At 67.9% G+C, this 20729-nt stretch carries 17 protein-coding genes; 6 read left to right on the forward strand and 11 right to left on the reverse strand.

The window, feature by feature from the left end; all coding sequences use genetic code 11:
* Positions 1-236: 236 nt before the first annotated feature.
* Positions 237-395: a hypothetical protein gene (locus CLU95_RS30865; RefSeq protein ID WP_180288576.1), complete on the forward strand. Its 159-nt coding sequence runs from the start codon at positions 237-239 to the stop codon at positions 393-395.
* 27 nt (positions 396-422) lie between these two features.
* Here the strand turns inward: CLU95_RS30865 and CLU95_RS10610 are convergent, their stop codons facing one another.
* From CLU95_RS10610 to CLU95_RS10635, 6 genes are all read right to left on the reverse strand, one after another.
* Positions 423-6419 (reverse strand): hybrid sensor histidine kinase/response regulator, encoded by a 5997-nt coding sequence (locus CLU95_RS10610; RefSeq protein WP_099792913.1) that lies wholly within the window; start codon positions 6417-6419, stop codon positions 423-425.
* A gap of 184 nt (positions 6420-6603) precedes the next feature.
* A complete protein-coding gene (locus CLU95_RS10615) occupies positions 6604-8937 on the reverse strand; it encodes a methyl-accepting chemotaxis protein (RefSeq protein ID WP_099792915.1) in 2334 nt (777 codons plus the stop codon).
* Between the two features lie 42 nt (positions 8938-8979).
* Positions 8980-9513, reverse strand: coding sequence for a chemotaxis protein CheW (locus tag CLU95_RS10620; RefSeq protein WP_099792917.1), 534 nt, complete (start codon positions 9511-9513; stop codon positions 8980-8982).
* A gap of 19 nt (positions 9514-9532) precedes the next feature.
* On the reverse strand, positions 9533-9898 hold the full coding sequence (locus CLU95_RS10625) for a response regulator (RefSeq protein ID WP_099792919.1): 366 nt from the start codon (positions 9896-9898) through the stop codon (positions 9533-9535).
* Positions 9898-10296 (reverse strand): response regulator, encoded by a 399-nt coding sequence (locus CLU95_RS10630; RefSeq protein WP_099792921.1) that lies wholly within the window; start codon positions 10294-10296, stop codon positions 9898-9900. Before CLU95_RS10630 ends, CLU95_RS10625 begins: the two co-directional genes overlap by 1 nt.
* An 83-nt stretch (positions 10297-10379) precedes the next feature.
* Entirely contained in the window at positions 10380-10550 is a 171-nt protein-coding gene (locus CLU95_RS10635) for a rubredoxin (protein ID WP_099792923.1), read from the reverse strand.
* Between the two features lie 111 nt (positions 10551-10661).
* Here CLU95_RS10635 and thiD point away from each other — a divergent pair, with 111 nt between their 5' ends.
* Together thiD and hemL are read left to right on the forward strand one after the other, a co-directional pair.
* Positions 10662-11627, forward strand: a complete 966-nt coding sequence (thiD, locus tag CLU95_RS10640) for a bifunctional hydroxymethylpyrimidine kinase/phosphomethylpyrimidine kinase (protein ID WP_099792925.1) — start codon at positions 10662-10664, stop codon at positions 11625-11627.
* A 3-nt stretch (positions 11628-11630) separates the two neighbouring features.
* The gene (gene hemL, locus CLU95_RS10645; protein ID WP_099797206.1) at positions 11631-12911 is read left to right on the forward strand and encodes a glutamate-1-semialdehyde 2,1-aminomutase; all 1281 of its coding nucleotides are present in this window, start codon (positions 11631-11633) and stop codon (positions 12909-12911) included.
* A gap of 16 nt (positions 12912-12927) precedes the next feature.
* Here hemL and CLU95_RS10650 read toward each other — a convergent pair whose 3' ends face one another.
* Positions 12928-14325 (reverse strand): amidase family protein, encoded by a 1398-nt coding sequence (locus CLU95_RS10650; protein WP_099792927.1) that lies wholly within the window; start codon positions 14323-14325, stop codon positions 12928-12930.
* A gap of 45 nt (positions 14326-14370) precedes the next feature.
* Complete coding sequence (locus tag CLU95_RS10655) at positions 14371-15351, reverse strand: Bug family tripartite tricarboxylate transporter substrate binding protein (RefSeq protein WP_257214594.1); 981 nt, start codon at positions 15349-15351, stop codon at positions 14371-14373.
* 159 nt (positions 15352-15510) lie between these two features.
* Here CLU95_RS10655 and CLU95_RS10660 point away from each other — a divergent pair, with 159 nt between their 5' ends.
* Positions 15511-16407, forward strand: coding sequence for a LysR substrate-binding domain-containing protein (locus CLU95_RS10660; protein ID WP_099792929.1), 897 nt, complete (start codon positions 15511-15513; stop codon positions 16405-16407).
* A gap of 146 nt (positions 16408-16553) precedes the next feature.
* Positions 16554-17030 (forward strand): hypothetical protein, encoded by a 477-nt coding sequence (locus CLU95_RS10665; protein WP_099792931.1) that lies wholly within the window; start codon positions 16554-16556, stop codon positions 17028-17030.
* A gap of 77 nt (positions 17031-17107) precedes the next feature.
* On the opposite strand, the gene purH is transcribed toward CLU95_RS10665, so the two are convergent.
* Genes purH through dusB form a run of 3 tightly spaced genes read right to left on the reverse strand, consistent with a single transcriptional unit; the run spans position 17108 to position 20057 of the window.
* Entirely contained in the window at positions 17108-18715 is a 1608-nt protein-coding gene (gene purH, locus CLU95_RS10670; RefSeq protein WP_099792933.1) for a bifunctional phosphoribosylaminoimidazolecarboxamide formyltransferase/IMP cyclohydrolase, read from the reverse strand.
* 15 nt (positions 18716-18730) lie between these two features.
* Complete coding sequence (locus tag CLU95_RS10675) at positions 18731-18967, reverse strand: Fis family transcriptional regulator (protein WP_056577757.1); 237 nt, start codon at positions 18965-18967, stop codon at positions 18731-18733.
* 31 nt (positions 18968-18998) lie between these two features.
* Positions 18999-20057, reverse strand: a complete 1059-nt coding sequence (dusB, locus tag CLU95_RS10680) for a tRNA dihydrouridine synthase DusB (RefSeq protein ID WP_099792935.1) — start codon at positions 20055-20057, stop codon at positions 18999-19001.
* A 183-nt stretch (positions 20058-20240) separates the two neighbouring features.
* Here dusB and CLU95_RS10685 point away from each other — a divergent pair, with 183 nt between their 5' ends.
* Complete coding sequence (locus CLU95_RS10685) at positions 20241-20711, forward strand: YqaA family protein (protein ID WP_062479132.1); 471 nt, start codon at positions 20241-20243, stop codon at positions 20709-20711.
* The last annotated feature ends 18 nt before the right edge of the window (positions 20712-20729 follow it).

Genomic DNA, 20729 nt, shown 5'->3' on the forward strand with positions numbered 1-20729 from the left:
GCGTTGACACCCGGCGACGCGGGCGCCCGCCTGGCGGGAAGGGGTTGCAATGAAGCCCGATGCCATCGCGCACCTGAGCGGTCGGGAGCCACCCGGGACGGCGCGCCTCGAAGGCATGCAGCAGCTGAGCGGCGGCGGCAGCGCCACGCTGATCCTGATCGACGGCAGCAGCGAGTTGCTGAATTTCCAGTGGAACGACGTCTCGCCGGCTTGGCATCACGCCCGCCGAGACACGCGTGCCGACCGCGCTCAGGGTGGGCCCGTCACCCACGCAGGATGCGATTTTTGCAAGGCGTGTCGGTCACACGGTGCGCCGTCAGGTCACCTCGCTGATGACCCAGATGGCGTGCGCGCGGCAGGTCGGTCTGGTGCGCAAGGCGCTGCGCGCGCCCTGAGCGTCAGAAGACCGGCCGCGGCTCAGGTCAGGCTGCTGCTGCCAGCGCCGGCTCGCTCGTGTACGCACGCACCAGGCGCAGCAGTTCCTCTTCCGAGTACGGCTTGCCGAGGTAGTGGTTCACGCCCAGGTCGCGCGCGTACTCGCGGTGCTTTTCGGCGATGCGCGAGGTGATCATGATGATCGGCAGCTCGGCCAGCGCGGTGTCGGCGCGGATGTTGCGGGCCAGGTCGAAGCCGTCCATGCGCGGCATCTCGATGTCCGACAGCACCACGGCCGGGCGCTCCTGCTGCAGCCGTTCGAGCGCCTGCAGGCCGTCGGCCGCGAGCGACACGCGATAGCCTTCGCGCTGCAGCAGACGCTGCGTGACGCGGCGCACGGTGATGGAGTCGTCCACCACCAGCACGAGCGGCACCTGCGGCACCACCGGAGCAAAAGCCGCGGGGGTTTGCGGCGCACCGGCGTCTGCCGACGTTGCGTGCGTCGGTGCGGCCAGCGCAGCGGTCTGGCGCGCACGCGCCTGATCACCGTGCACTGCAGCCAGCGCCACCGGGTTGTAGATGAGTGCCACCGCGCCCGAAGCCAGCACCGAGATGCCGGCCAGGCCGGGCAGCCGCGCGAGCTGCGGGCCGAGGTTCTTGACCACGACTTCCTGGTTGCCCAGCACTTCGTCCACATGCAGGGCGACGCGCTGCGCCGCGCTTCGCACGATCACCAGCGTGTTGTTCTTGGTGGCGGCGTGCTCGCTGCGAATCGAATGCTGCAGCAGCGCACCAGCCCAGTAGAACGGCACCTGCTCGCTGCCGAAGGCAAAGCTGTGGTTCAGGTAGGCGGCCTCGAGATCGGCACCGCTCACGCGCTGCACGAGTTCCACGAGGTTCGACGGCACGCCGATCGACACCTCGCCCGCACGCAGCATGACCACGTGCGTCACGGCGGTGGTCAGCGGCAGCACCAGCTTGAAGGTGGTGCCCTGGCCCGGCGTGCTGTGCGTTTCGATGCGGCCGCCGATGGCGGCGATCTGCGCGCGCACCACGTCCATGCCGATGCCGCGGCCGGCCAGTTCGGACACCTGCCCTGCCGTCGAGAAGCCGGGCTTGAAGATCAGCTCGGTGGCTTCTTCGGGCGACAGGTCCTGGTCGTGACCGAGCAGGCCGAGCGCGCGGGCGCGTTCGGCGATGCGCTTCTGGTCGAGGCCGGCGCCGTCGTCGCGGAAGCTCACCGACACGTCGTTGCCTTCGTGGTGCAGGTCGATGACGATGAGACCGCTGGCGTCCTTGCCGGACGCCTCGCGCACCGCCGCGTCTTCGATGCCGTGCGCCACGCAGTTGCGCAGCAGGTGTTCGAAGGCGGGCGTCATGCGGTCGAGCACGCCGCGGTCCATTTCGATGGAGCCGCCGACGATGTCCAGGCGCACTTGCTTGCCGGTGTCCTTCGAGGCCTGGCGCACCACGCGGTACAGGCGGTCGGAGATGCCTTCGAACTCCACCATGCGCGTGCGCAGCAGGCCGCGCTGCAGTTCACGGGTCTGGCGTGCCTGCACGCTCAGGTCGTCTTCCGTGGCCTGCACGGTCTTCTGCAAGGTGCGCTGCACGGTGGCCACGTCGTTCACCGACTCGGCCATCATGCGCGTGAGTTCCTGTACGCGGGTGAAGCGGTCGAACTCGAGCGGGTCGAAGCTCTGCTGCGAGTCCTTGGCTTGCGCCAGGCGCGACTGCATCTGGCTTTCGGCCTGCACTTCGATGTCGCGCAGTTGCTGGCGCAGGCGGTCCAGGTTGCCCGTGAGGTCGGCGAGCGAGCCGCGCAGCTGACCCAGTTCGGCTTCGAGCCGCGAGCGCGTGATGATGACCTCGCCGGTCTGCGCCACGAGGCGGTCGAGCAGCTGGGTGCGGATGCGCACCGCCTGGCTCGATGCCGCACGCAACGGCGCGAGCATGGCCGTCGCAGGGCGCGGCAGCGAGGACAGTGGGGCGGTGGGCTCCGCCGGTGCCCCATCGGCAGCGGCCTCTGCCTGGTCGTCGTTCGCCGACACCAGGGTTTCGGGCGCGAGCTGCACGCGCTGGATGGCGGGTGCGGTCGGGCTGGCGGTCGCGATCAGCTGGGCCACCTCGACCTGAGCGGCATCGTCGGCCGCGCGCAGGGCGTCGAAGGTGTGCTGCAGCGTGTCGAGGCGGGCCAGCAGCTTCTCGATGTCGGCCCGCTCGGCCCCCTGGGAGCCCAGGAGTTCGATCTCGGACTCCATGCGGTGCGCACGCTCGCCCAGACGCATGGCGCCGGCGAGCCGTGCACTGCCCTTGAGCGTGTGCAGCGTGCGCAGCACCGAGGCACGCGGCGCAGCATCGTCGGGGTGGTGCGACCACTGGCGCAGCGCCTCGCCCAGCTGGGGCATCAGTTCGGCGGCCTCTTCCTCGAAGATCGGGAACAGGTCGACGTCGACCGCATCGGCCAGGTCGATGGCGTCTTCGTTGTCGTCCAGTGCCACATCGGCAAAGGCGTCATTGGCCACGATCTGCTTCGGGATCAGCGTCTCGAAGCGGGCCGCGGCGATTTCGGGCGGCATCGGCGCGGCGGCGATTTCGCGCAGCGCTTGCAACGTCGCTTCGGACGGGTCGCGCAGGAAGCCGACTGCGAACTGGTGCAACAGGCGACGCAGCTCATCGGCCGCGGCGACCAGCACCACGCCCTGTTCGCGCGTGCCGCTGCCCTGCATCTGCAGATGCTGCAGCGCGGATTCGAGCAGGCGGGCCATGCCCGAGAGGCTGTGGAAACCGACGGTGGCCGAGCTGCCGGCCAGCGAGTGGGCCAGCGCGATGGTCGAGTCGGGCAGGCGCTCGTGGGTTTCGAGCGCCCATTCACCGACATCGGTCGCCAGCTGGCGGGACCATTCGTCGGCTTCGTTGAGGTAGACGTTGTAGAGCGCGATGCCGATGCGCAGCGGACCGATGACCTTGACCTGGTCTTCGGCGCTCGGTGTGGCGGAGGATTCGGGCTCGGCCACGGCCTCGGCCAGCACGGGCTCGGGTTCCGGTTCGGCAACGACGGCTGCGGGCAGCGCTTCGACGACGACGGGCGCCTCGGGTGCGACTTCGACGGCCGCCGACACAGGTTCCGGTTCCGGCTGCAGTTCAGCCGGCACTTCCAGCGCTGGCAGTTCTTCGGCGGCTTCGATGACCTCGACAGATGCCACCGTCTCGGCGACAGGCTCAGCAGCAGCCAGCGGCAGCGGCTCGGGCGCCCATTCGAGATCGGGCAGGCCCGATGCGGTCGGCACCGTCGCCTCGATCTCCACGGCAGGCTCCGGCTCGACGTGCGACACGACGGGCTCGACAGGTGCGAGGGTCTTCGGGGGCGCGAGAAAATCGAAATCATCCCCGCTGGGCAGCGCTTCGAGCGGTGCAGGCGCGGTGTTTTGCTTGGCTTCGAAGTCGACGAAATCGGTGGAGGCGAAGTCGTCGTCGGGCTCGGGCGTGGCGGACTCGGCTGGCGCCTGTTGCGCTTCTTGCCAGTCGGAGAAGTCCAGCGTGGCGTCCGGGGCGGCAACGGCTGGCGGAGTCAGCGACAGATCGGGCAGTTCAGGCAGCGGGATCGGCGCCGATTCCGCGGCAATGTGACGCGCAGCGACCGCGAGCGCTTCGGCGTCGGCCACGCGCACCGGTGCGGGCACGGGCTCGCCGGCCAGCAACGCATTGGCCACGCGGCTGAACGGCGCCGAATGCCAGGTGCCTGCATCGCCGGCGGCGATGGCTTCGACCCACTGGCTGAAATCGCGCAGCATGCGCTCGGTGCTCGACAGCAGCTCGGGTGTGGCGTCGCGCTGGTCGGCCAGCCAGGTGTTGACCACCTGTTCGAGCGACCAGGCGGCATCGCCGAAGTCGGTGAGGCCGACCATGCGCGAGCTGCCCTTGAGCGTGTGGAACGCGCGGCGCAGGATGGTGAGCTCTTCGGTGTCGCCAGGACGGTTGCCAAGCGCGGTGATGGCGGCCAGGCCGTTGCCCACCACTTCGCGGGCTTCGTCCAGGAAGATGTTCTGCAGGTCGTCTTCTTCGAGCTCGGTGACCTCGGTGTCGGGCAGCGCCGACGGGCCGCTGATCTTGGTGGTCCAGCTCTCGGCCTTGCGGCTGAATTCTTCGAGCGGCGACGGCTTGGTCTTGCGGTTGGGCGTGGCGAGCGCGGCGAGCTTGGAGGCGATCTGCGCGTCGACTTCCTCGATGCTGAGCACGGGCTCGGCGGCCGGCGCGGCGACGCCTTCGGCCGGGGCCGCAGCATCGGTGGCGTGACGGCCCATCAGCGGCTTGAGTTCGCCGGCTTCAGCGTCGAACACGAACAGGCGCTTGGCCAGTGCGGGCTGGTAGCCCAGCATGTCGATGAGGAAACCCAGCGCGCCCAGGTTGTTGCCGAGCGCGTCGAAAGTGGCCATTTCCTCGACGGGCGAGCGGTTGGCCTGCAGCATCTGCTCGACGTCGTCGCGCATGCGCTGCACGGTGTGCGCGGCCTGTTCGAGCCCCAGCACCGAGAACACACCGCGCATCTGCATGAGCTGGGTGGGCACGGTGCGCAGCAGCGGCTTTTCGGCCGGGCGGCGGAAATACTGGTCGAGCGACTTCTCGAGTTCGCTCAGGTGGCTGCGCAGCTCGTCGACGACGGTGCCCATGGTCTGGCGGTCGCTGACGCGGCGGTACAGGTCCTCCATCCACGGCTCGAGCGGCTCGGAACGGCCGCCGTCGCGCACACGTTCGATGCGGCCGGCCAGCTGCAGCGTGCGGGCGGTGAGTTGCGGGTCGCTGGGGTCGAGGTCTTCGAGCGCAGCTTCGAGGTACAGCACCGAGGTGGCGACTTCCATCGCCAGTTCGGTGTCGGGCGGCTGGCCGGAACGCACCGAGGCATCCACGGCGTGCGTCAGCGCCTGCACCATCGGCTGGCTCGGCGGGTGCAGCTTGTGCAGCGATTCGCCGAGCTGCGCGAAGGTGTCGGCCACCTGCCGCGTGCGCGTGATGTCGCCGCCCGAGAGCGCCGACCACATTTCCTTGGCGGTCTCGATGCGCTTGCGCGCTTGCGAGAGCACCAGCGGATCGAAGCGGCCGAACTGCACCACGGTGTAGTCGACACTCGGCTCCTGCGTGACGCCCCAGGCACTGCGCACGGTGCGCAGCGTGGCGGCGTCGTCCTGCGCGCCGGGCACGGCCTGGGCGCAGAAGAACAGCAGGTCCTGACCGAGGCGGTCGGACACCACGCTGTCGCCGCGCGCCAGCGTGGCGTACTGCAGCAGCACGCGCGAGGCCGCGCGCTTGACGTAGGTGTCGAAGGGAATCAGGCCCAGCGCGAGGGCTTCGAAGAAGCCCGCGGCCAACGTCCAGAAGCTCGCGACGCGCGGCAGCAGCGCACCGCGGCCGAGCCCCAGGCACAGCGCATGCAGCCGGCGTGCGGCCTGCGGATCGCTGCTCTTGACCAGCTGCAGCACTTCGCGGTCGAGCCGCGAACGCACGGACGGGTCGTAGGCCAGTGCCGCCTGCGTGAAGGCAGGCTTGACCTCGACCCAGCGCCATGCGGTGCTCCACAGGTCTGCCGGGTGGACGCGCTCATTGCCGCCCAGCTCCAGCACGTCGCGGTACTGCGGGAACAGCGCCACCGACGACACGGCCTTGCCGGCCAGCAGTGCGCTGAGGAAATCGGTGACGGCAAAGCCGGCACGCTCGATCTTGTGCACGGCACTTTCGGTGCAGCGCTGCGGTTCAGCGATAAAGCCCTGCACCGCGAATTCGATGGTGCCGAGCACCAAGGCGGGCGAGCTGTGGCCGACCATCTGCAGCGCGCCGACGGCCTGGTGCAGTTGCTGGCGGGCCATCTGCAGCGGGCCGCTCTCGGGCTCCGTGGCACTGCCCACGTCGCGCACGAAACGCCGCAGCGACTTGCCGACACCGTCGAGGGATTTCTGGATTTCTCCCAGCACCCAGGCCAGCGGCCCGAGGTCTTCGGTGGCCGGCATGTTGCCGGCGAGGGGGGCCGTGGCAGGGGTTTGAATCGACACGTTGATTGCTCGCCGTTCTGTATCTGTCAGTTTTTCACTGGGCGCCATGCGCCCTCAATGCATCCAACCGTCGCAGCCACTTCAAGGGACACCGCGGAACCGGCTTTGCCGGGCCGCTGGTGTCGCCCCCGGAAGGGGGTTGCCGAAGCGACACGAAGTGCGCGAAGGCTGGGGGAGAGCTTCATTACGCAATCTTGAAACGGGCGACCGAGCGACGCAGTTCTTCGGCCATCTGCGAGAGCTCGCGCACCTGCTGGGCCGTGGTCCGCGTGCCTTCTCCGGTCTGTTCCGTCACGGCAAAAATGTGCTGGATGTTGGCGGCCACCACGTTGGCCGAATCGGCCTCGCGGGAGGCGGACTGCGAAATCTGCTCAATGAGGTCAGCGAGTCGGCGCGACACGCGGTCAATCTCGGACAGTGCGGTACCCGCGTTGTCGGACAGCTTTGCCCCTTCGACCACACCTTGCGTGGAACGCTCCATGGCGCCCACCGCATCCTGCGTGTCGGTCTGAATCGCCTTCACCAGCGCCGAAATCTGGCGCGTGGCATCTGCGGAGCGTTCGGCCAGTCGCTGAACTTCTTCCGCCACCACCGAGAAGCCTCGGCCGGCTTCACCGGCGGATGCGGCCTGGATGGCGGCGTTCAGGGCCAGCACGTTGGTCTGTTCGGTAATGTCCGAGATCAGCTCGGTGATTTCGCCAATCTCTTGCGACGATTCGCCGAGGCGCTTGATCCGCTTGGAAGTTTCCTGGATCTGGTCGCGAATGGAGTTCATACCGCCGATGGCGTTCTGCACGGCCTGCAGACCCGACGACGCAGCCTGCAGCGACTGGCGCGCCACCGTGGCGGACTCTTGCGCTTGCGTGGACACGCCGTTGATTCGCTCGGCCATGGTCAGCACCGACTGGCCGGTTTCGCGAATCTCGCGCAGCTGTTCGGTCGAGGCGGCCAGCAGCTCGGTCGAGGTGCTTTCCACCTGCGACGTCGTCTGCGCCACGCGGGTCGCCGTGTTCTGCACGTTGCCCACCAGCAAACGCAGTTCTTCCACCGTGTAGTTCACCGAGTCGGCGATGGCGCCGGTGATGTCCTCGGTCACGGTGGCTTCCTGCGTCAGGTCGCCTTCGGCCACTGTCTGCAGTTCGTTCATCAGCCGAAGAATGGCGGCCTGGTTGGCGTTGTTCACGCGGCCGGCCTCGTCGGACGCCTGTTCGGCAGCCAGACGTTCGCGTTCGGCGACGGCAGCGCGTTCGCGGCCTTCGCGCACCTGCACGAAACCGATGGCGCCGGCCAGAGCCAGGGCGGCCAGCGACAGCACGAACAGCAGCACGATGGTGCCGGCGCCCAGGCCGGTGCGGGCCGAGAGCTTCTCTTGCAGGTCGCCGAGCGACTTACGCAGCGGCTCGCTGTCGGTCAGGATGGACGCCTGCGCTTCGCGCGCGGCCACCAGACCTTGCAGGTTGCCCAGAATGGCGGAAGCCTGCGTGCGCATCTGTTCGTAGGTCTTCAGAATGGCTTCGAGCTGCTGGCGCGTCTGCGGGTCTTTCGAACCGGGGAAGCGCTGCTGCGCATTGCCGTCGAGCAGACCGCGCGTGGTTTCCTGGAAGGTGTTCAGGTCCTTGCCCAGCAGGAACACGGCGTCGGGGTTCACACCCTCGACCGTGAAGAACTCGTTGGTCGACTTGCCGATGCGCTGCGTCAGCATCACGAGCTGGCCGGCGGCCGAGATTTCAGGCAGCGTGGCGTTCTGCTGCATCTTCAGCGACGCGACGGTTTCCGTCATTTCGAGCAGCGTGGACGACTGCTGGTTGATGTCGCGCAAGGCGGCACCCACCTGCGTCAGGATCTGGCGCTGGGCCAGCACGGCCTTGGCGCTGGTGTCGGCGCGGGCGACCAGCGGGTTGATCTTGTTCATTTCCTCGTCGTACTGGTTGCCGACGGCTTCCAGGCGCAAGGCGTCATCGCCGTTGGTCAGGCCCTGCACGCGGCGCGAGAGGTCGTCGGCGCTGTCCTTCACTTCGACGAACGCCGAGGCGCTGCCGACGAGGGCCTGCGAGATCGATTTCGCCAGACGCTGCGACTGCATCAGCGACTGGCCGGTGGCCGCCACCTGCTGCGCCAGACGTTCCGCGCGAAGAATGGCGGAACCGGCCACCAGCAACAGTGCCAGCACCACGATGGCCAGCAGGATCGCCAGCACGCGCTGCTGTTTGGCGGGGTTGGCGCCCATGCCGCCGCCCGTGACGCCGGCCAGCGGGGCCGCTTCGAGCGTGGCTGCGTTGGCGGCCTCGACGGAGGCGGGATCGCCCAGTGCGTCGATGCCACCGAAGCCGGTGTCGGTCACGGCGGCAGACGCCGAAACGCCGTCGCCCTTTTTGGCGAGGCGGATCGTTTTTTCGTCCGGAACCTGAACCGTGTCGACATCGTCGAGCGATATCGAACCGGAGCCGTCGACGCGGGCCTTGTCGTTCCCGTTGTTCGCGGGGAGTAATTTCTTGAACTTGTCGGCGATCGAGCTCACGGTCGGTCCTTCAGGTGGTTGCCAGTGCCATGTGCCGAAGCACTACGCACCAATACTCAAAAACTGGGGTTGCTGCGAAAGCGCCTGCAGGTTGACTTCCTGCCAGCGCTCCCCTGCTGCGTCGGTGTACAGATGCCCATGCCAGGCAGGTGCGTCTGCGCCCGGGGCGTCGGCGGCCGTGAAGGCCTCCGTACCCCGCAACCCCGCCAGTCGATCGACCAGCAATGCGCAGTTGACTTCGAGCAGCTCGTTGAATGCCACGAGCCGCGATTGCATGCGTGCCGCCTCGGTCGCGGCGGGTGCGCCCGGCGCACCGGACGCGAACGCCGACAGCTGCACGACGCCGTACAAGCCGCCGCGCAGGTTGGAGACGCCGAGGAACCAGGGCTCCGTGTAGGGCACGGGCTGAGGCGGCGTCCAGGGAAAGATTTCGCCGGCGTGCGCCAGCGGAAAGAGGTACTTGCCCTCGCCCGCCTCGACCGCCAGCCAGTTCGCAGCCACGCCCGTGGTGCGCGCGGCCTGGAGGCGGCTCGCAAGCCGGGACTGGAAGGCGCGGAGCGCGTCGCGATTCGCCATGGCGTACGCAGGTTCCCGGTCAGGCGAGCGCGCTGATCTTGGACATCAGGTCGGCCGCGTTGACCGGCTTCACGATGTAGTCGCGTGCGCCCTGGCGCATGCCCCAGACACGATCGGTTTCCTGGTTCTTGCTGGTGCACAGGATGATCGGGATGGCGGCGTACTTCGGGTCGCGGGCGATGGCGCGCGTGAGCTGGAAGCCGTTCTGGCCGGGCATGACCACGTCCATGAGGATCAGGTCGGGGTGGTCTTCCTCGAGGCGGCGCATCGCGTCGTCGGCGTTTTCAGCCGTCTTCACGGAGAAACCGTTCTTCTGGAGGAGGTCGGTCAGGAACATCAGTTCCGTCTTGGAGTCGTCGACGACGAGGATTTTTCGAATCGGCATTACTGCACTTCCTGTTGAACAATGCCAAACTGCTGCACGGCCTGCAGCAGCTGGTCTTTGGTGAACGGCTTGGTGAGATAGTCCTGGGACCCGACCATGCGGCCGCGGGCCTTGTCGAATACGCCGTCTTTCGAAGACAGCATGACGACCGGGACATTGGAGAAATGTGCGTTGCGCTTGATGATGGCGCAGGTCTGATAGCCGTCGAGACGAGGCATCAGGATGTCGCAGAAAATCAGGTGAGGCTTGTGGTCGTTAACCTTGGAGAGCGCGTCGAAGCCGTCTTCCGCGAGAAGAACCTCGTGCCCACCCTGCTTCAAAAAAATCTCGGCACTGCGCCGGATGGTGTTGCTGTCGTCGATGACCAGCACCTTGTAACCAGATCCATTCGGGCTCATTGCAATCGCTCCTGCTCATCAGAGACTTGGATGCCCGCCGCGCCGAACATCGACGCAGATCGCGTAGCCCTATGCCATGCTTGTCAGATCTCAACCATTTCGAAGTCTTCCTTGCGCGCACCGCACTCAGGACAGGTCCAGTTCATCGGCACCTCGGCCCAGGCCGTGCCTGCCGCGATGCCGTCTTCCGGTACACCAACCGCTTCGTCATAGATCCACCCACAAATCAGGCACATCCAAGTTTTCGTGTTCATCGGAGCTTAAAGTCCTTGTTCATTAAATGCAACGAGTGTATCTATGCGTATCTCACTGGCAGACGGTAAACGTCGCGCCTATGCCACCATCCAGGGGATTTCGCCAGGCGTATGACCATCTACTTACATCCAGACGAGAACGCCCGTAACCCGGGCGATCTTAACGACCCCCCGCAGGACGACGAGGCGCTGAGCGAACGCGACCTGAATCCCCCTTGCGTGCTGGTGTTCAACGCCAGCGACCCCAGCGGCGCGGGTGGCCTGGGCGCCGACGCACTGGCCATGGGATCGGTGGGCGCTCACATCCTGCCGGTGGTGACGGGCGCCTACGCCCGCGACACGGCCGAAATTTTCGACCACTTCGCCTTCGAGGAAGAGGCCGTGGCCGAGCAGGCGCGCGCCATCCTGGAAGACGTCGAGGTCCAGCTGATCAAGGTCGGCTTTGCCGGCACGCCCGAGGCGCTGAGCACCATCGCCGAAACGGCCGCCGACTATCCCGACGTGCCCGTGGTGGCCTACATGCCCAACCTGTCGTGGTGGGACGAGAACCTGATCGAGGCCTATCACGACGCTTTTCGCGACCTCGTGCTGCCCCAGACCACGGTGTTGGTTGGAAACCACAGCACCCTGTGGCGCTGGCTGCTGCCCGACTGGAGCGGCGAGCGCCCGCCCAGCGCGCGCGACATCGCCAAGGCCGCCGGCGAGTTCGGCGTGCCCTACACCCTGGTCACCGGCATGGTGCTGCCCGACCAGTTCATCGACAACGTGCTGGCCTCGCCGCAGTCGGTGCTGGTCAGCGAGAAGTACGAACGGCTCGAAGCCGTCTTTGCCGGCGCTGGCGACACGCTCTCGGCCGCGCTCGCGGCCCTGCTGGCCAGCGGCACCGACCTCGTCGCCGCCACGAGCGAAGCGCTCGCTTACATGGACCGCTGCCTCGACGCGGGCTTTCGCCCCGGCATGGGCCACGTGCTGCCCGACCGCCTGTTCTGGGCCGAACCCGAGGACGACGAAGACGATGACGACGAACCCGATGCCCCTCCCGATTTCGCTTTACCCCCGCACGACACGCGACACTGATTGATGACTGACCAGAACGACCTTCTTTTCGAGCGCGCCCGCGCCGTGATCCCCGGCGGCGTGAACTCGCCCGTGCGCGCCTTCAAGGCCGTCGGCGGCACGCCCCGTTTCATCCAGCGCGCGCAAGGCGCCTATTTCTGGGACGCCAACGACAAGCGCTACATCGACTACATCGGCTCCTGGGGCCCGATGATCCTGGGCCACGGCCACCCGGCCGTGGTCGAGGCGGTCCAGAAGGCCGTGCTCGAAGGCTTCTCGTACGGCGCGCCGACCGAGCGCGAGATCGAGCTGGCCGAAGCCATCCTGGCCCTGGTGCCGTCGATGGAAATGGTGCGCCTCGTGAGCTCGGGCACCGAAGCCGCCATGAGCGCGCTGCGCCTGGCGCGCGGCGCCACCGGCCGCAAGACCATCCTCAAGTTCGAAGGCTGCTACCACGGCCATGCCGACGCGCTGCTCGTGAAGGCCGGTTCCGGCCTCGCCACCTTCGGCAACCCGACCTCGGCCGGCGTGCCGCCCGAGGTGGTGCAGCACACGCTCGTGCTCGAGTACAACAACCTGCAGCAGCTCGACGAAGCCTTCGCGCTGCACGGCAAGGACATCGCCTGCCTGATGATCGAGGCGATCGCCGGCAACATGAACTTCGTGCGCGCCACGCCCGCCTTCGCGAAGCGCTGCCGCGAGCTGTGCACGCAGCACGGCGCGCTGCTGATCTTCGACGAGGTGATGACGGGCTTCCGCGTCGGCCTGCACGGCGCGCAAGGCGTGCTGGGCGTCACGCCCGACCTCACGGTGCTCGGCAAGGTGATCGGCGGCGGCATGCCGCTGGCGGCCTTCGGCGGCCCGCGCGCCATCATGGAACAGCTCGCGCCGCTCGGCCCGGTCTACCAGGCCGGCACGCTCTCGGGCAACCCGGTGGCCACGGCCTGCGGCCTGGCCACGCTGAAGGAAATCTCGAAGCCCGGCTTCTACGAAGCGCTGGCGAAGAAGACCCGCACGCTGGTCGACGGCCTCAAGGCCGCCGCAGCCGCCGAAGGCCAGCCCTTCAACGCCGACAGCGAAGGCGGCATGTTCGGCTTCTTCCTCATGAACGAGCTGCCGCAGAACTACGCGACGGTGATGACCACCGACAACGCGCAGTTCAATGCGCTGTTCCACGGCCTGCTCGACCGCGGCGTGTACATCGCGCCCGCACTCTACGAAGCAGGCTTCGTGAGCGCCGCGCACAGCGAGGACGACATCGCAGCCACCATCGCGGCGGCACGCGAGATCTTCAGCAAGCGCTGAGGCGCGCCCTCCCCGCTCAGGCGGGGTCGACCACGGCCACCGGCCCGGCCTCGGCTTCGAGCACTTCGGCCGCGGCCAGGCACAGGTCTTCGCGAAAACGGTCGCTCACGAGGTGCACGCCCGTGGGCAGACCGTGGCGCAAGCCCATGGGCACCGACAGTCCCGGCAAGCCCAGGATCGCGGTGGCCAGCAGCGGGCTTTGCGCATCCAGGATCTCCCGCATCGCGGCGCTGCCGCGCTGGTCGGCGTCGACCGGGAACGGATGGCGCCACGACACCGGCATCAGCAGCAGCGGATGGCGCTGCAGGAACAGCGCCCATTCACGCATCAGGCCCGTGCGCGCAGCCAGGGCGCGCATATAGCTTGTGGTGTCGAACTGCGGCGCGTGCGCGTCCATGGCGCGGTAGGCCTGGCGGATGGTGTCGTCGCCGTCGCGCATCAGCGCCTCTTCCACCAGCAGCCGGCTGTCGGCCATCGTCAATGACAACCAGAGGTCGGCCGCCTCGCGCAGGCGCGGCGGCTGCGCAGACTCGACGCGGTAGCCGGCGCTCTCCAGGCGACGCGCGGCGCGCTGCAACGCATCGGCCACCTCGGGATCGCAGGCGTAGCCGGGCAGCTCGGTGCACAGCGCCACGCTGACTGGCTCGGTCGACGCAGCCTCCAGCGGCGCGGGCGCCCACCACGGGTCGCGCACATCGCGCTGCGCCATCGCGGCGAAGGCCAGCCGCAGGTCGCGCACGCTGCGCGCCAGCGGCCCTTGCACGGATGTGAGCTGGACCACCATCGGCCGCTCGCTCCCGCCCGAAGGATTGAAGGCCGGCACGCGTCCGAAGCTCGGGCGCAGGCCATACACGCCGCAGGCGTAGGCCGGGTAGCGGATCGATCCGCCCTGGTCGTTGCCGTGCGCGATGGCGCCGATGCCGACCGCCACCGCAGCCGCCGCGCCGCCGCTGGAACCGCCCGGCGTGACGTCGGCGTTGTGCGGGTTCAGCGTGCGGCCGTGGGCCGCGTTGTCGGTGAACCAGCGCATCGAGAACGCGGGCGTGTTGGTGCGGCCGACCACGATCGCGCCGGCGCGCTGCAGGTTTGCCACCACCGGACTGTCTTGCGTGGCCACGACGCTGCGGTAGGCCTCTACGCCGTTGGTGGTGGCGTGGCCGCGCTGGTCGACGTTGACCTTGATGGTGACCGGCACGCCGTGCAGCGGCCCGGTCGCTTCACCGCTCGCCAGCGCCGCGTCGGCCTGCGCTGCCGCGCCCAGCGCTTCGTCGGCGCAGCGGTCGACCACGGCGTTCAGCTGCGGGTTCACCGCGTCGAGCCGCGCCAGGCTGCTGCGCACCGCGTCGACGCACGAGACCTCGCGTGCCTTGATGCGCTGCGCCAGGTCGGCGGCTTCCAGTTGCCAGAGTTGCATGCGTTGTCTCCTTGAGAAAAATGAAATCGGTGGCGGGGCTGCGCCTCAGTCGCCCTTGACGCCCGCGCGCCGCACGGCGTCGGCCCAGCGCGGCTTCTCGCGCTTCATCAGCGCACTGAGTTCCTCGGGGCTCGAAGGCAGCGCCTCGATCGACAGCGCGGCGTTGGCCCGGACCACGGCCGGGTCGGCCAGCGCGGCGCGCAGCGCGGTGTTGAGCCGGTCGACCGTCTTGCGCGGCGTGCCGGCCGGCGCCATGAGCGCGCCCCAGGCCACCACGTCGAAACCGGGCACGCCGCTTTCGGCCACCGTCGCCACCTCGGGCAGCACGCCGGCGCGCTTGGCGCTCGTCACGGCAATCGCCTTGACCCGGCCCTGCTGGATGAACGGCAGCACCGCCGAGATGTTCTCGATGGTCACGTCGAGCTGGCCGTTGACCATGTCGCCGACCGCCTGCGTGCCGGTCTTGTAGGGCACCTGCACCATCGTCAGCCCGGTCTCGGCCTTCAGCAGCTCACCGGTCAGGTGGCCCGCGCTGCCGATGCCGGGCGAGCCGACCGACAGCTTGCCGGGGTGCTCGCGGCCATAGGCGACCAGCTCCTGCAGATTGCGCACCGGCAGGTCCTTGCGCACGATCAGCACGTAGGCATTGCTCGAGATCAGGCCAACCGGCACCAGGTCTTTCTCGGGCGCGTACGGCAGCTTCGAGAAGAAGGCCGGGTTGATGCTCAGCGTGACGAGGTTGCCGTAGCCGACCGTGTAGCCGTCGGGTACGGAGGTCGCCAGCGCCTGCGTGCCGACGATGCCGCCGGCGCTGGGGCGGTTGTCCACCGCCAGGGCCTGGCCCAGCTCGCGGCCCATCGCGTCGGCCACGGGCCGCACCGCCACGTCCACACCCGAGCCGGCGGCGTACGGCACGATGAACTTCAGCGGGCGCTCGGGGTACTGGGCCGAGGCGCCGAGGGCGACGGCGGCAAGCGCGGCCAGGATGGTGCGGCGGGTCCACGCGAATGACAGCAGTGCAGGCACGAAGGTATCTCCTGTGAAAAGCCCGCCGCTCACGATGAGACGACCGGTGCGCAAAGTCTAGGAATCGGCCGCGCGCCGGAAAAGACAATCGCTTGTCGCGATGACAACCTGTGTTTGTCTGGGGATCACCCGGTGGCGCCGACCGGCAGAATGCCCCGCATGAAGGACCACCAGCTCAAGGCTTGGCTGCGGCTGGCCGACACCGGCAGCATCCGCGCCGCCGCGCGCAGCCTGCACCTGAGCCAGGCGGCCGTGACCAAGGCGATCCGCGAGCTCGAAGCCGAGGTCGACGCGCAGCTGGTGCTGCGCAGTTCGCGCGGCATCGAGTTCACCGAGTGCGGCCGCCAGCTCACCGTGCGCGCACGGCTGGCGCACCAGCAGCTCGAACTCGCGCGCCAGGACATCCGCATCCTGCAAGGCAGCCAGCACGGGCGCGTGGCCATCGCGGTGACGCCGATGGTGTTCCTGGGCGTGCTGCCCGAGGTCGTGCGCGCCTTTCGCAAGGCGATGCCGCATGCGCAGCTCAAGCTCTTCGACGGCCTGATTCCCCAGGTGCTGCCGCTGCTGCGCGAGGGCATGATCGATTTCGCGGTGGCCGGCCCGGTGGCCGCGGCGCTCGATGCCGACTTCGCGTTCGAGCGGCTCGACATGATCGAGATGGCGGTGCTCTGCCGCCGCGGCCATCCGCTGAACCGCGCCACCCGCTGGGAAGAGGTGGCGGGCGCCGAATGGCTGATGCACCTGGCGCCGGGCAGCCAGCACACCTTCCTGCTCGAGCAGTACGCCGAACAGGGCCTGCCGCTGCCGGAGCACCGCATCGAGGTGGCGTCGTTCGGTGTGAGCTGGGGCCTGCTGACCCGCAGCGACGCGCTGATGGTCGGGCCGGCCGGCATGCTCACGATGCCGCCCTACGCCGACATGGTGGAGCGCGTGCCGCTCGCGATGCCGGTGCCGCCGCTGGAGCTGGGCATCGTCTCGCCGCGCGGCAAGCCGCTGTCGCTGGCGGCGCTGCGGCTGGCCGAGCTGTTTCGCAAGTACCTGGCGCGGCCCGCCTGAGCGATGTCATCGTTTTCGTGATTGCCGCGTGTATATTGCGCCGGCGTTCGCGGGTCCCATCCCACGCGCACGCAGCCCCAAGGGAAGCCGTCATCGCGGCCACCATCGAAGCCGCGAGACAGACCCAATTTCAGGACGCCCCGCCCATGACCCCCTTGCGCATGCTGCCGCTGCTGAGTGCCCTTCTTCTGCCGGGCCTCGCGCTGGCGCAGTCTTTCGAGCCGAAGAACATCTGGGTCAACCCCGGCTTCTACTCGGCCCACTTCGACAGCGGCAAGGGCCTGGAAAACGCCAACCCCGGCCTGGGCTTCGAGTACCCGCTGAACGACACCTACCGCGTCACGGCCGGCACCTTCCACAACAGCAACCGCCGCCAGTCGCACTACGTCGGCGTGTACATCCTGCCCTTCGAGTTCTACGGCGTGAAGTTCGGCGCGGTGGTGGGCGGCTTCGACGGCTACCCCGACTATCGCAACGGCAACTGGTTCCCCGCCATCATTCCGACCGCTGCCATCGAGGGCAAGAACTGGGGCCTGAACATCGCCTACGTGCCGACGGTCAGGAACCGGTTGTACGGCGCGATCAGCTTCCAGCTCAAGTACCGCTTCGGCACGCACGAGTAACGACGACGGCAACAAAAAAGGCCAAGGCCGCGTGAGCGACCTTGGCCTTGTGTGCGAAGCCCCGCGGGGCCGCAGGCTCAGTGCCGGAAGTGGCGCACGCCCGACAGCACCATCACCACGCCGCGCTCATCGGCAGCGTCGATCACTTCCTGGTCGCGCATCGAGCCGCCCGGCTGGATGACGCAGCCCGCGCCCGCATCCACCACCACGTCGAGGCCGTCGCGGAACGGGAAGAAGGCGTCGCTCGCCACCGCCGTGTCCTTCAGCGACAGGCCCGCGTGCTCGGCCTTGATGCTGGCGATGCGCGCGGAGTCGAGGCGGCTCATCTGGCCGGCGCCCACACCCATCGTCATGCCGTCGGCGCAGAACACGATCGCGTTGCTCTTGACGTACGTCGCGACCTTCCAGGCGAACAGCAGGTCTTGCAGCTGTTGCGGCGTCGGCTGCTTCTTGCTGACCACCTTGAGGTCGGCCAGTGCCAGCTCGTGGTTGTCGGCGGTCTGGATCAGCAGGCCCGAGCCGACGCGCTTGACGTCCATCGCGTTGCGGCCGTTGTCCCAGTCGGTGGTGCCGCCCTTGGGCAGTGCGATCTCGAGCACGCGCACGTTGAGCTTGGCCTTCGTGGCCTGGAACACTTCGAGCGCCTCGGGCGTGTAGCCCGGTGCCATCAGCACTTCGACGAACTGCTTGTTCACGGCCTGCGCGGTGGCGAGGTCGACGGGGCGGTTGAAGGCGATGATGCCGCCGAAGGCCGAGGTCGGGTCGGTCTTGAAGGCCTTGGCGTAGGCCTCGAGCGCGTCGGTGCCCACGGCCACGCCGCAGGGGTTGGCGTGCTTCACGATCACGCAGGCCGGCTCGTCGAAGCTCTTCACGCATTCCCACGCCGCATCGGCGTCGGCAATGTTGTTGTAGCTGAGTTCCTTGCCCTGCAGCTGCCTGGCCGACACGAGCGAACCGGGCGCCGGGTACAGGTCGCGGTAGAACGCGGCCTGCTGGTGCGGGTTCTCGCCGTAGCGCAGGTCTTGCACCTTCACGAAGCGGCCGTTGCTCTGCGCCGGGAACAGCGAGCGCGTGGGCGCGGGCTGGCCGATGCTGGCGTCGAAGTCGATGGCCGAGAGGTAGTCGCTGATGGCGCCGTCGTAGTCGGCGATGCGGTTGAACGCGGCCACCGAGAACGCGAACTTGGTCTTGTCGCTGAGCTTGCCGTCGGCCTTGAGTTCGGCCAGCGCCACGGCGTACTGCGAAGCGTCAGTGAGCACGCCCACGTCCTTCCAGTTCTTGGCCGCGCTGCGCACCATGGCCGGGCCGCCGATGTCGATGTTCTCGATCGCGTCTTCGAGCGTGCAGCCGGGCTTGGCCACGGTGGCTTCAAACGGGTACAGGTTGACCACCAGCAGGTCGATGGTGTCGATGCCGTGTTCCTTGATGGCGGCCACGTGCGCGGGCAGGTCGCGGCGCGCCAGCAGGCCGCCGTGGATCTTCGGGTGCAGCGTCTTCACGCGGCCGTCGAGCATTTCGGGAAAGCCGGTGTGGTCGGCGACCTCGGTCACCGGCAGGCCGGCATCGGCCAGCAGCTTGGCGGTGCCGCCGGTCGACAGCAGCTTGACGCCCAAGCCATGCAGGGCTTGCGCGAATTCGAGGATGCCGGTCTTGTCGGAAACGGAAAGGAGTGCGGTCTGAGCCATGGATGTGCCGTCGGGTTATTTCAAAAGTTTGTGCTCGACCAATTTCTTGCGGAGCGTGTTGCGGTTCAGGCCCAGCCATTGGGCGGCCCGGGACTGGTTGCCTTCGGCGCGCGTCATGACGACGTCGAGCAGGGGTTTCTCGACCACGCGCACGAGCATCTCGTACATGCCGTCGGGTTCGGTGCCCCGCAGATCGCGAAAGTAGCTGTCCAGACTGCTGCGAACGCAGTCCTCGATGTGTTTCTTGCTCATTGCTTGCTTCTTCTCTTTTTCTCTTCTTCTCTCAATCGACGGCGCAGGCCGTCTCCTCTTCCCCCGACGGCTCCTCGTCTGCCGTCGGAGCGGGCATGCGGTCCATGCGGTCCGCAAGCCCCTGGAAATAGTCGTCGACCGCGCGCAGCTGTCCGGCGCAGTCTTCGATGGCGTTCATCCGTGCGCGGAACGCCTCGCCGTCGGGCAGCGCACGCACATACCAGCCGATGTGCTTGCGCGCCGTGCGCACGCCGCTGAACTCGCCGTACAGCGCGTAGTGCTCCACCAGGTGGTCGAGCAGCAGCCGGCGCACCTCGGCCACCAGCGGCGGCGCAAGGTGCGTGCCGGTGTCCAGGAAATGCGTGATCTCGCGGAAGATCCACGGCCGGCCCTGCGCGGCGCGGCCGATCATCACGGCGTCGGCGCCCGTGGCCGCAAGCACGTCGCGTGCCTTCTCGGGCGAGCGGATGTCGCCGTTGGCCACCACCGGCACGCGCACCGCAGCCTTCACGGCGGCGATGGTGTCGTACTCGGCATGGCCCTTGTAGCCCTGCTCGCGCGTACGACCGTGCACGGTGAGCATCTGCACGCCGGCCGATTCGAAGTCGCGTGCGAGCTTCACCGCGTTGCGGTTGTCTTCGCTCCAGCCGGTGCGCATCTTGAGCGTGACCGGCACGTTGAAGGGTTGCGCCGCATCGACCACGGCCTGCACGATTTCGAGGGCCAGCGGCTCGTCGCGCATCAGCGCCGAGCCGGCCCACTTGTTGCAGACCTTCTTGGCCGGGCAGCCCATGTTGATGTCGATGATCTGCGCGCCGCGCTCGATGTTGTAGACCGCGGCCTCGGCCATCATGGCCGCGTCGGTGCCGGCAATCTGCACCGCAATGGGGCCCGGCTCGCCGTCGTGGTTGGCGCGCCGCGAGGTCTTCAGCGTGTTCCAGAGTTCCTTGCGCGAGGTGACCATCTCGCTGACCGCATAGCCTGCGCCGAGTTCGCGGCACAGCATGCGGAAGGGCCGGTCCGTCACGCCGGCCATGGGCGCGACGAACAACCGGTTTTCCAGCGTGTGGGTGCCGATCTGCAGGGTCATGGGAAGGGGTGCTGTGCGGGTCGGCTGCTGAAAAATGAGGCACGATTGTAGCCACGTGGCATTTCAGCGACTGAAACGATTGACGCCTTTTTGCGCCTGCGACACAGGCGTAAACACCAGTATTTCGCGGGGCCTTCTCCCACGCGCTCGCGACGTGAGCGCTGCCTATACTTCGCCGACCTTATGCAAGCCTGGCTCGACGCACTCCTGGCGCTCCTCGCGCTCCCCCAGTACGGACTTTCGACGCTGTTCATCGCAGCCTTCGTGTCCGCCACGCTGCTGCCAGTGGGCTCCGAACCGATTTTGTTCGGCCTGCTGAAGCTCAACCCCGAGATGTTCTGGCAGGCCATCGCCGTGGCCACCGTGGGCAACACGCTGGGTGGCGCGGTCGACTGGTGGATGGGCTACGGCGCGCACAAGGTGGCCGACAAATACTCGCACTCGAAACACCACCTGCGCGTGCTCGGCTGGCTCGAGCGGCTGGGCCCGAAGGCCTGCCTGCTGAGCTGGTTGCCGATCGTGGGCGACCCGCTGTGCGCGGTCGCCGGTTGGCTCAAGCTGCCGTTCTGGCCCTGCGTGGGCTACATGGCAATCGGCAAGTTCCTGCGTTACGTCACCATGACGTACGCGCTCCTATACGTCTTCCCGTCATGAAGCACGCGTTCGAACAAA

The organism is Variovorax sp. 54, assembly GCF_002754375.1.
Taxonomy (GTDB): Bacteria; Pseudomonadota; Gammaproteobacteria; order Burkholderiales; family Burkholderiaceae_C; genus Variovorax.

Bases quoted from the DNA above. Each gene is read 5' to 3' on its own strand.
- CLU95_RS10620 (WP_099792917.1), bottom strand. From the start codon at position 9,513: ATGGCGAATCGCGACGCGCTCCGCGCCTTCCAGTCCCGGCTTGCGAGC.
- CLU95_RS10625 (WP_099792919.1), bottom strand. From the start codon at position 9,898: ATGCCGATTCGAAAAATCCTCGTCGTCGACGACTCCAAGACGGAACTG.
- CLU95_RS10630 (WP_099792921.1), bottom strand. From the start codon at position 10,296: ATGAGCCCGAATGGATCTGGTTACAAGGTGCTGGTCATCGACGACAGC.
- CLU95_RS10635 (WP_099792923.1), bottom strand. From the start codon at position 10,550: ATGAACACGAAAACTTGGATGTGCCTGATTTGTGGGTGGATCTATGAC.
- thiD (WP_099792925.1), top strand. From the start codon at position 10,662: ATGACCATCTACTTACATCCAGACGAGAACGCCCGTAACCCGGGCGAT.
- hemL (WP_099797206.1), top strand. From the start codon at position 11,631: ATGACTGACCAGAACGACCTTCTTTTCGAGCGCGCCCGCGCCGTGATC.
- CLU95_RS10650 (WP_099792927.1), bottom strand. From the start codon at position 14,325: ATGCAACTCTGGCAACTGGAAGCCGCCGACCTGGCGCAGCGCATCAAG.
- CLU95_RS10660 (WP_099792929.1), top strand. From the start codon at position 15,511: ATGAAGGACCACCAGCTCAAGGCTTGGCTGCGGCTGGCCGACACCGGC.
- CLU95_RS10665 (WP_099792931.1), top strand. From the start codon at position 16,554: ATGACCCCCTTGCGCATGCTGCCGCTGCTGAGTGCCCTTCTTCTGCCG.
- purH (WP_099792933.1), bottom strand. From the start codon at position 18,715: ATGGCTCAGACCGCACTCCTTTCCGTTTCCGACAAGACCGGCATCCTC.
- CLU95_RS10675 (WP_056577757.1), bottom strand. From the start codon at position 18,967: ATGAGCAAGAAACACATCGAGGACTGCGTTCGCAGCAGTCTGGACAGC.
- dusB (WP_099792935.1), bottom strand. From the start codon at position 20,057: ATGACCCTGCAGATCGGCACCCACACGCTGGAAAACCGGTTGTTCGTC.
- CLU95_RS10685 (WP_062479132.1), top strand. From the start codon at position 20,241: ATGCAAGCCTGGCTCGACGCACTCCTGGCGCTCCTCGCGCTCCCCCAG.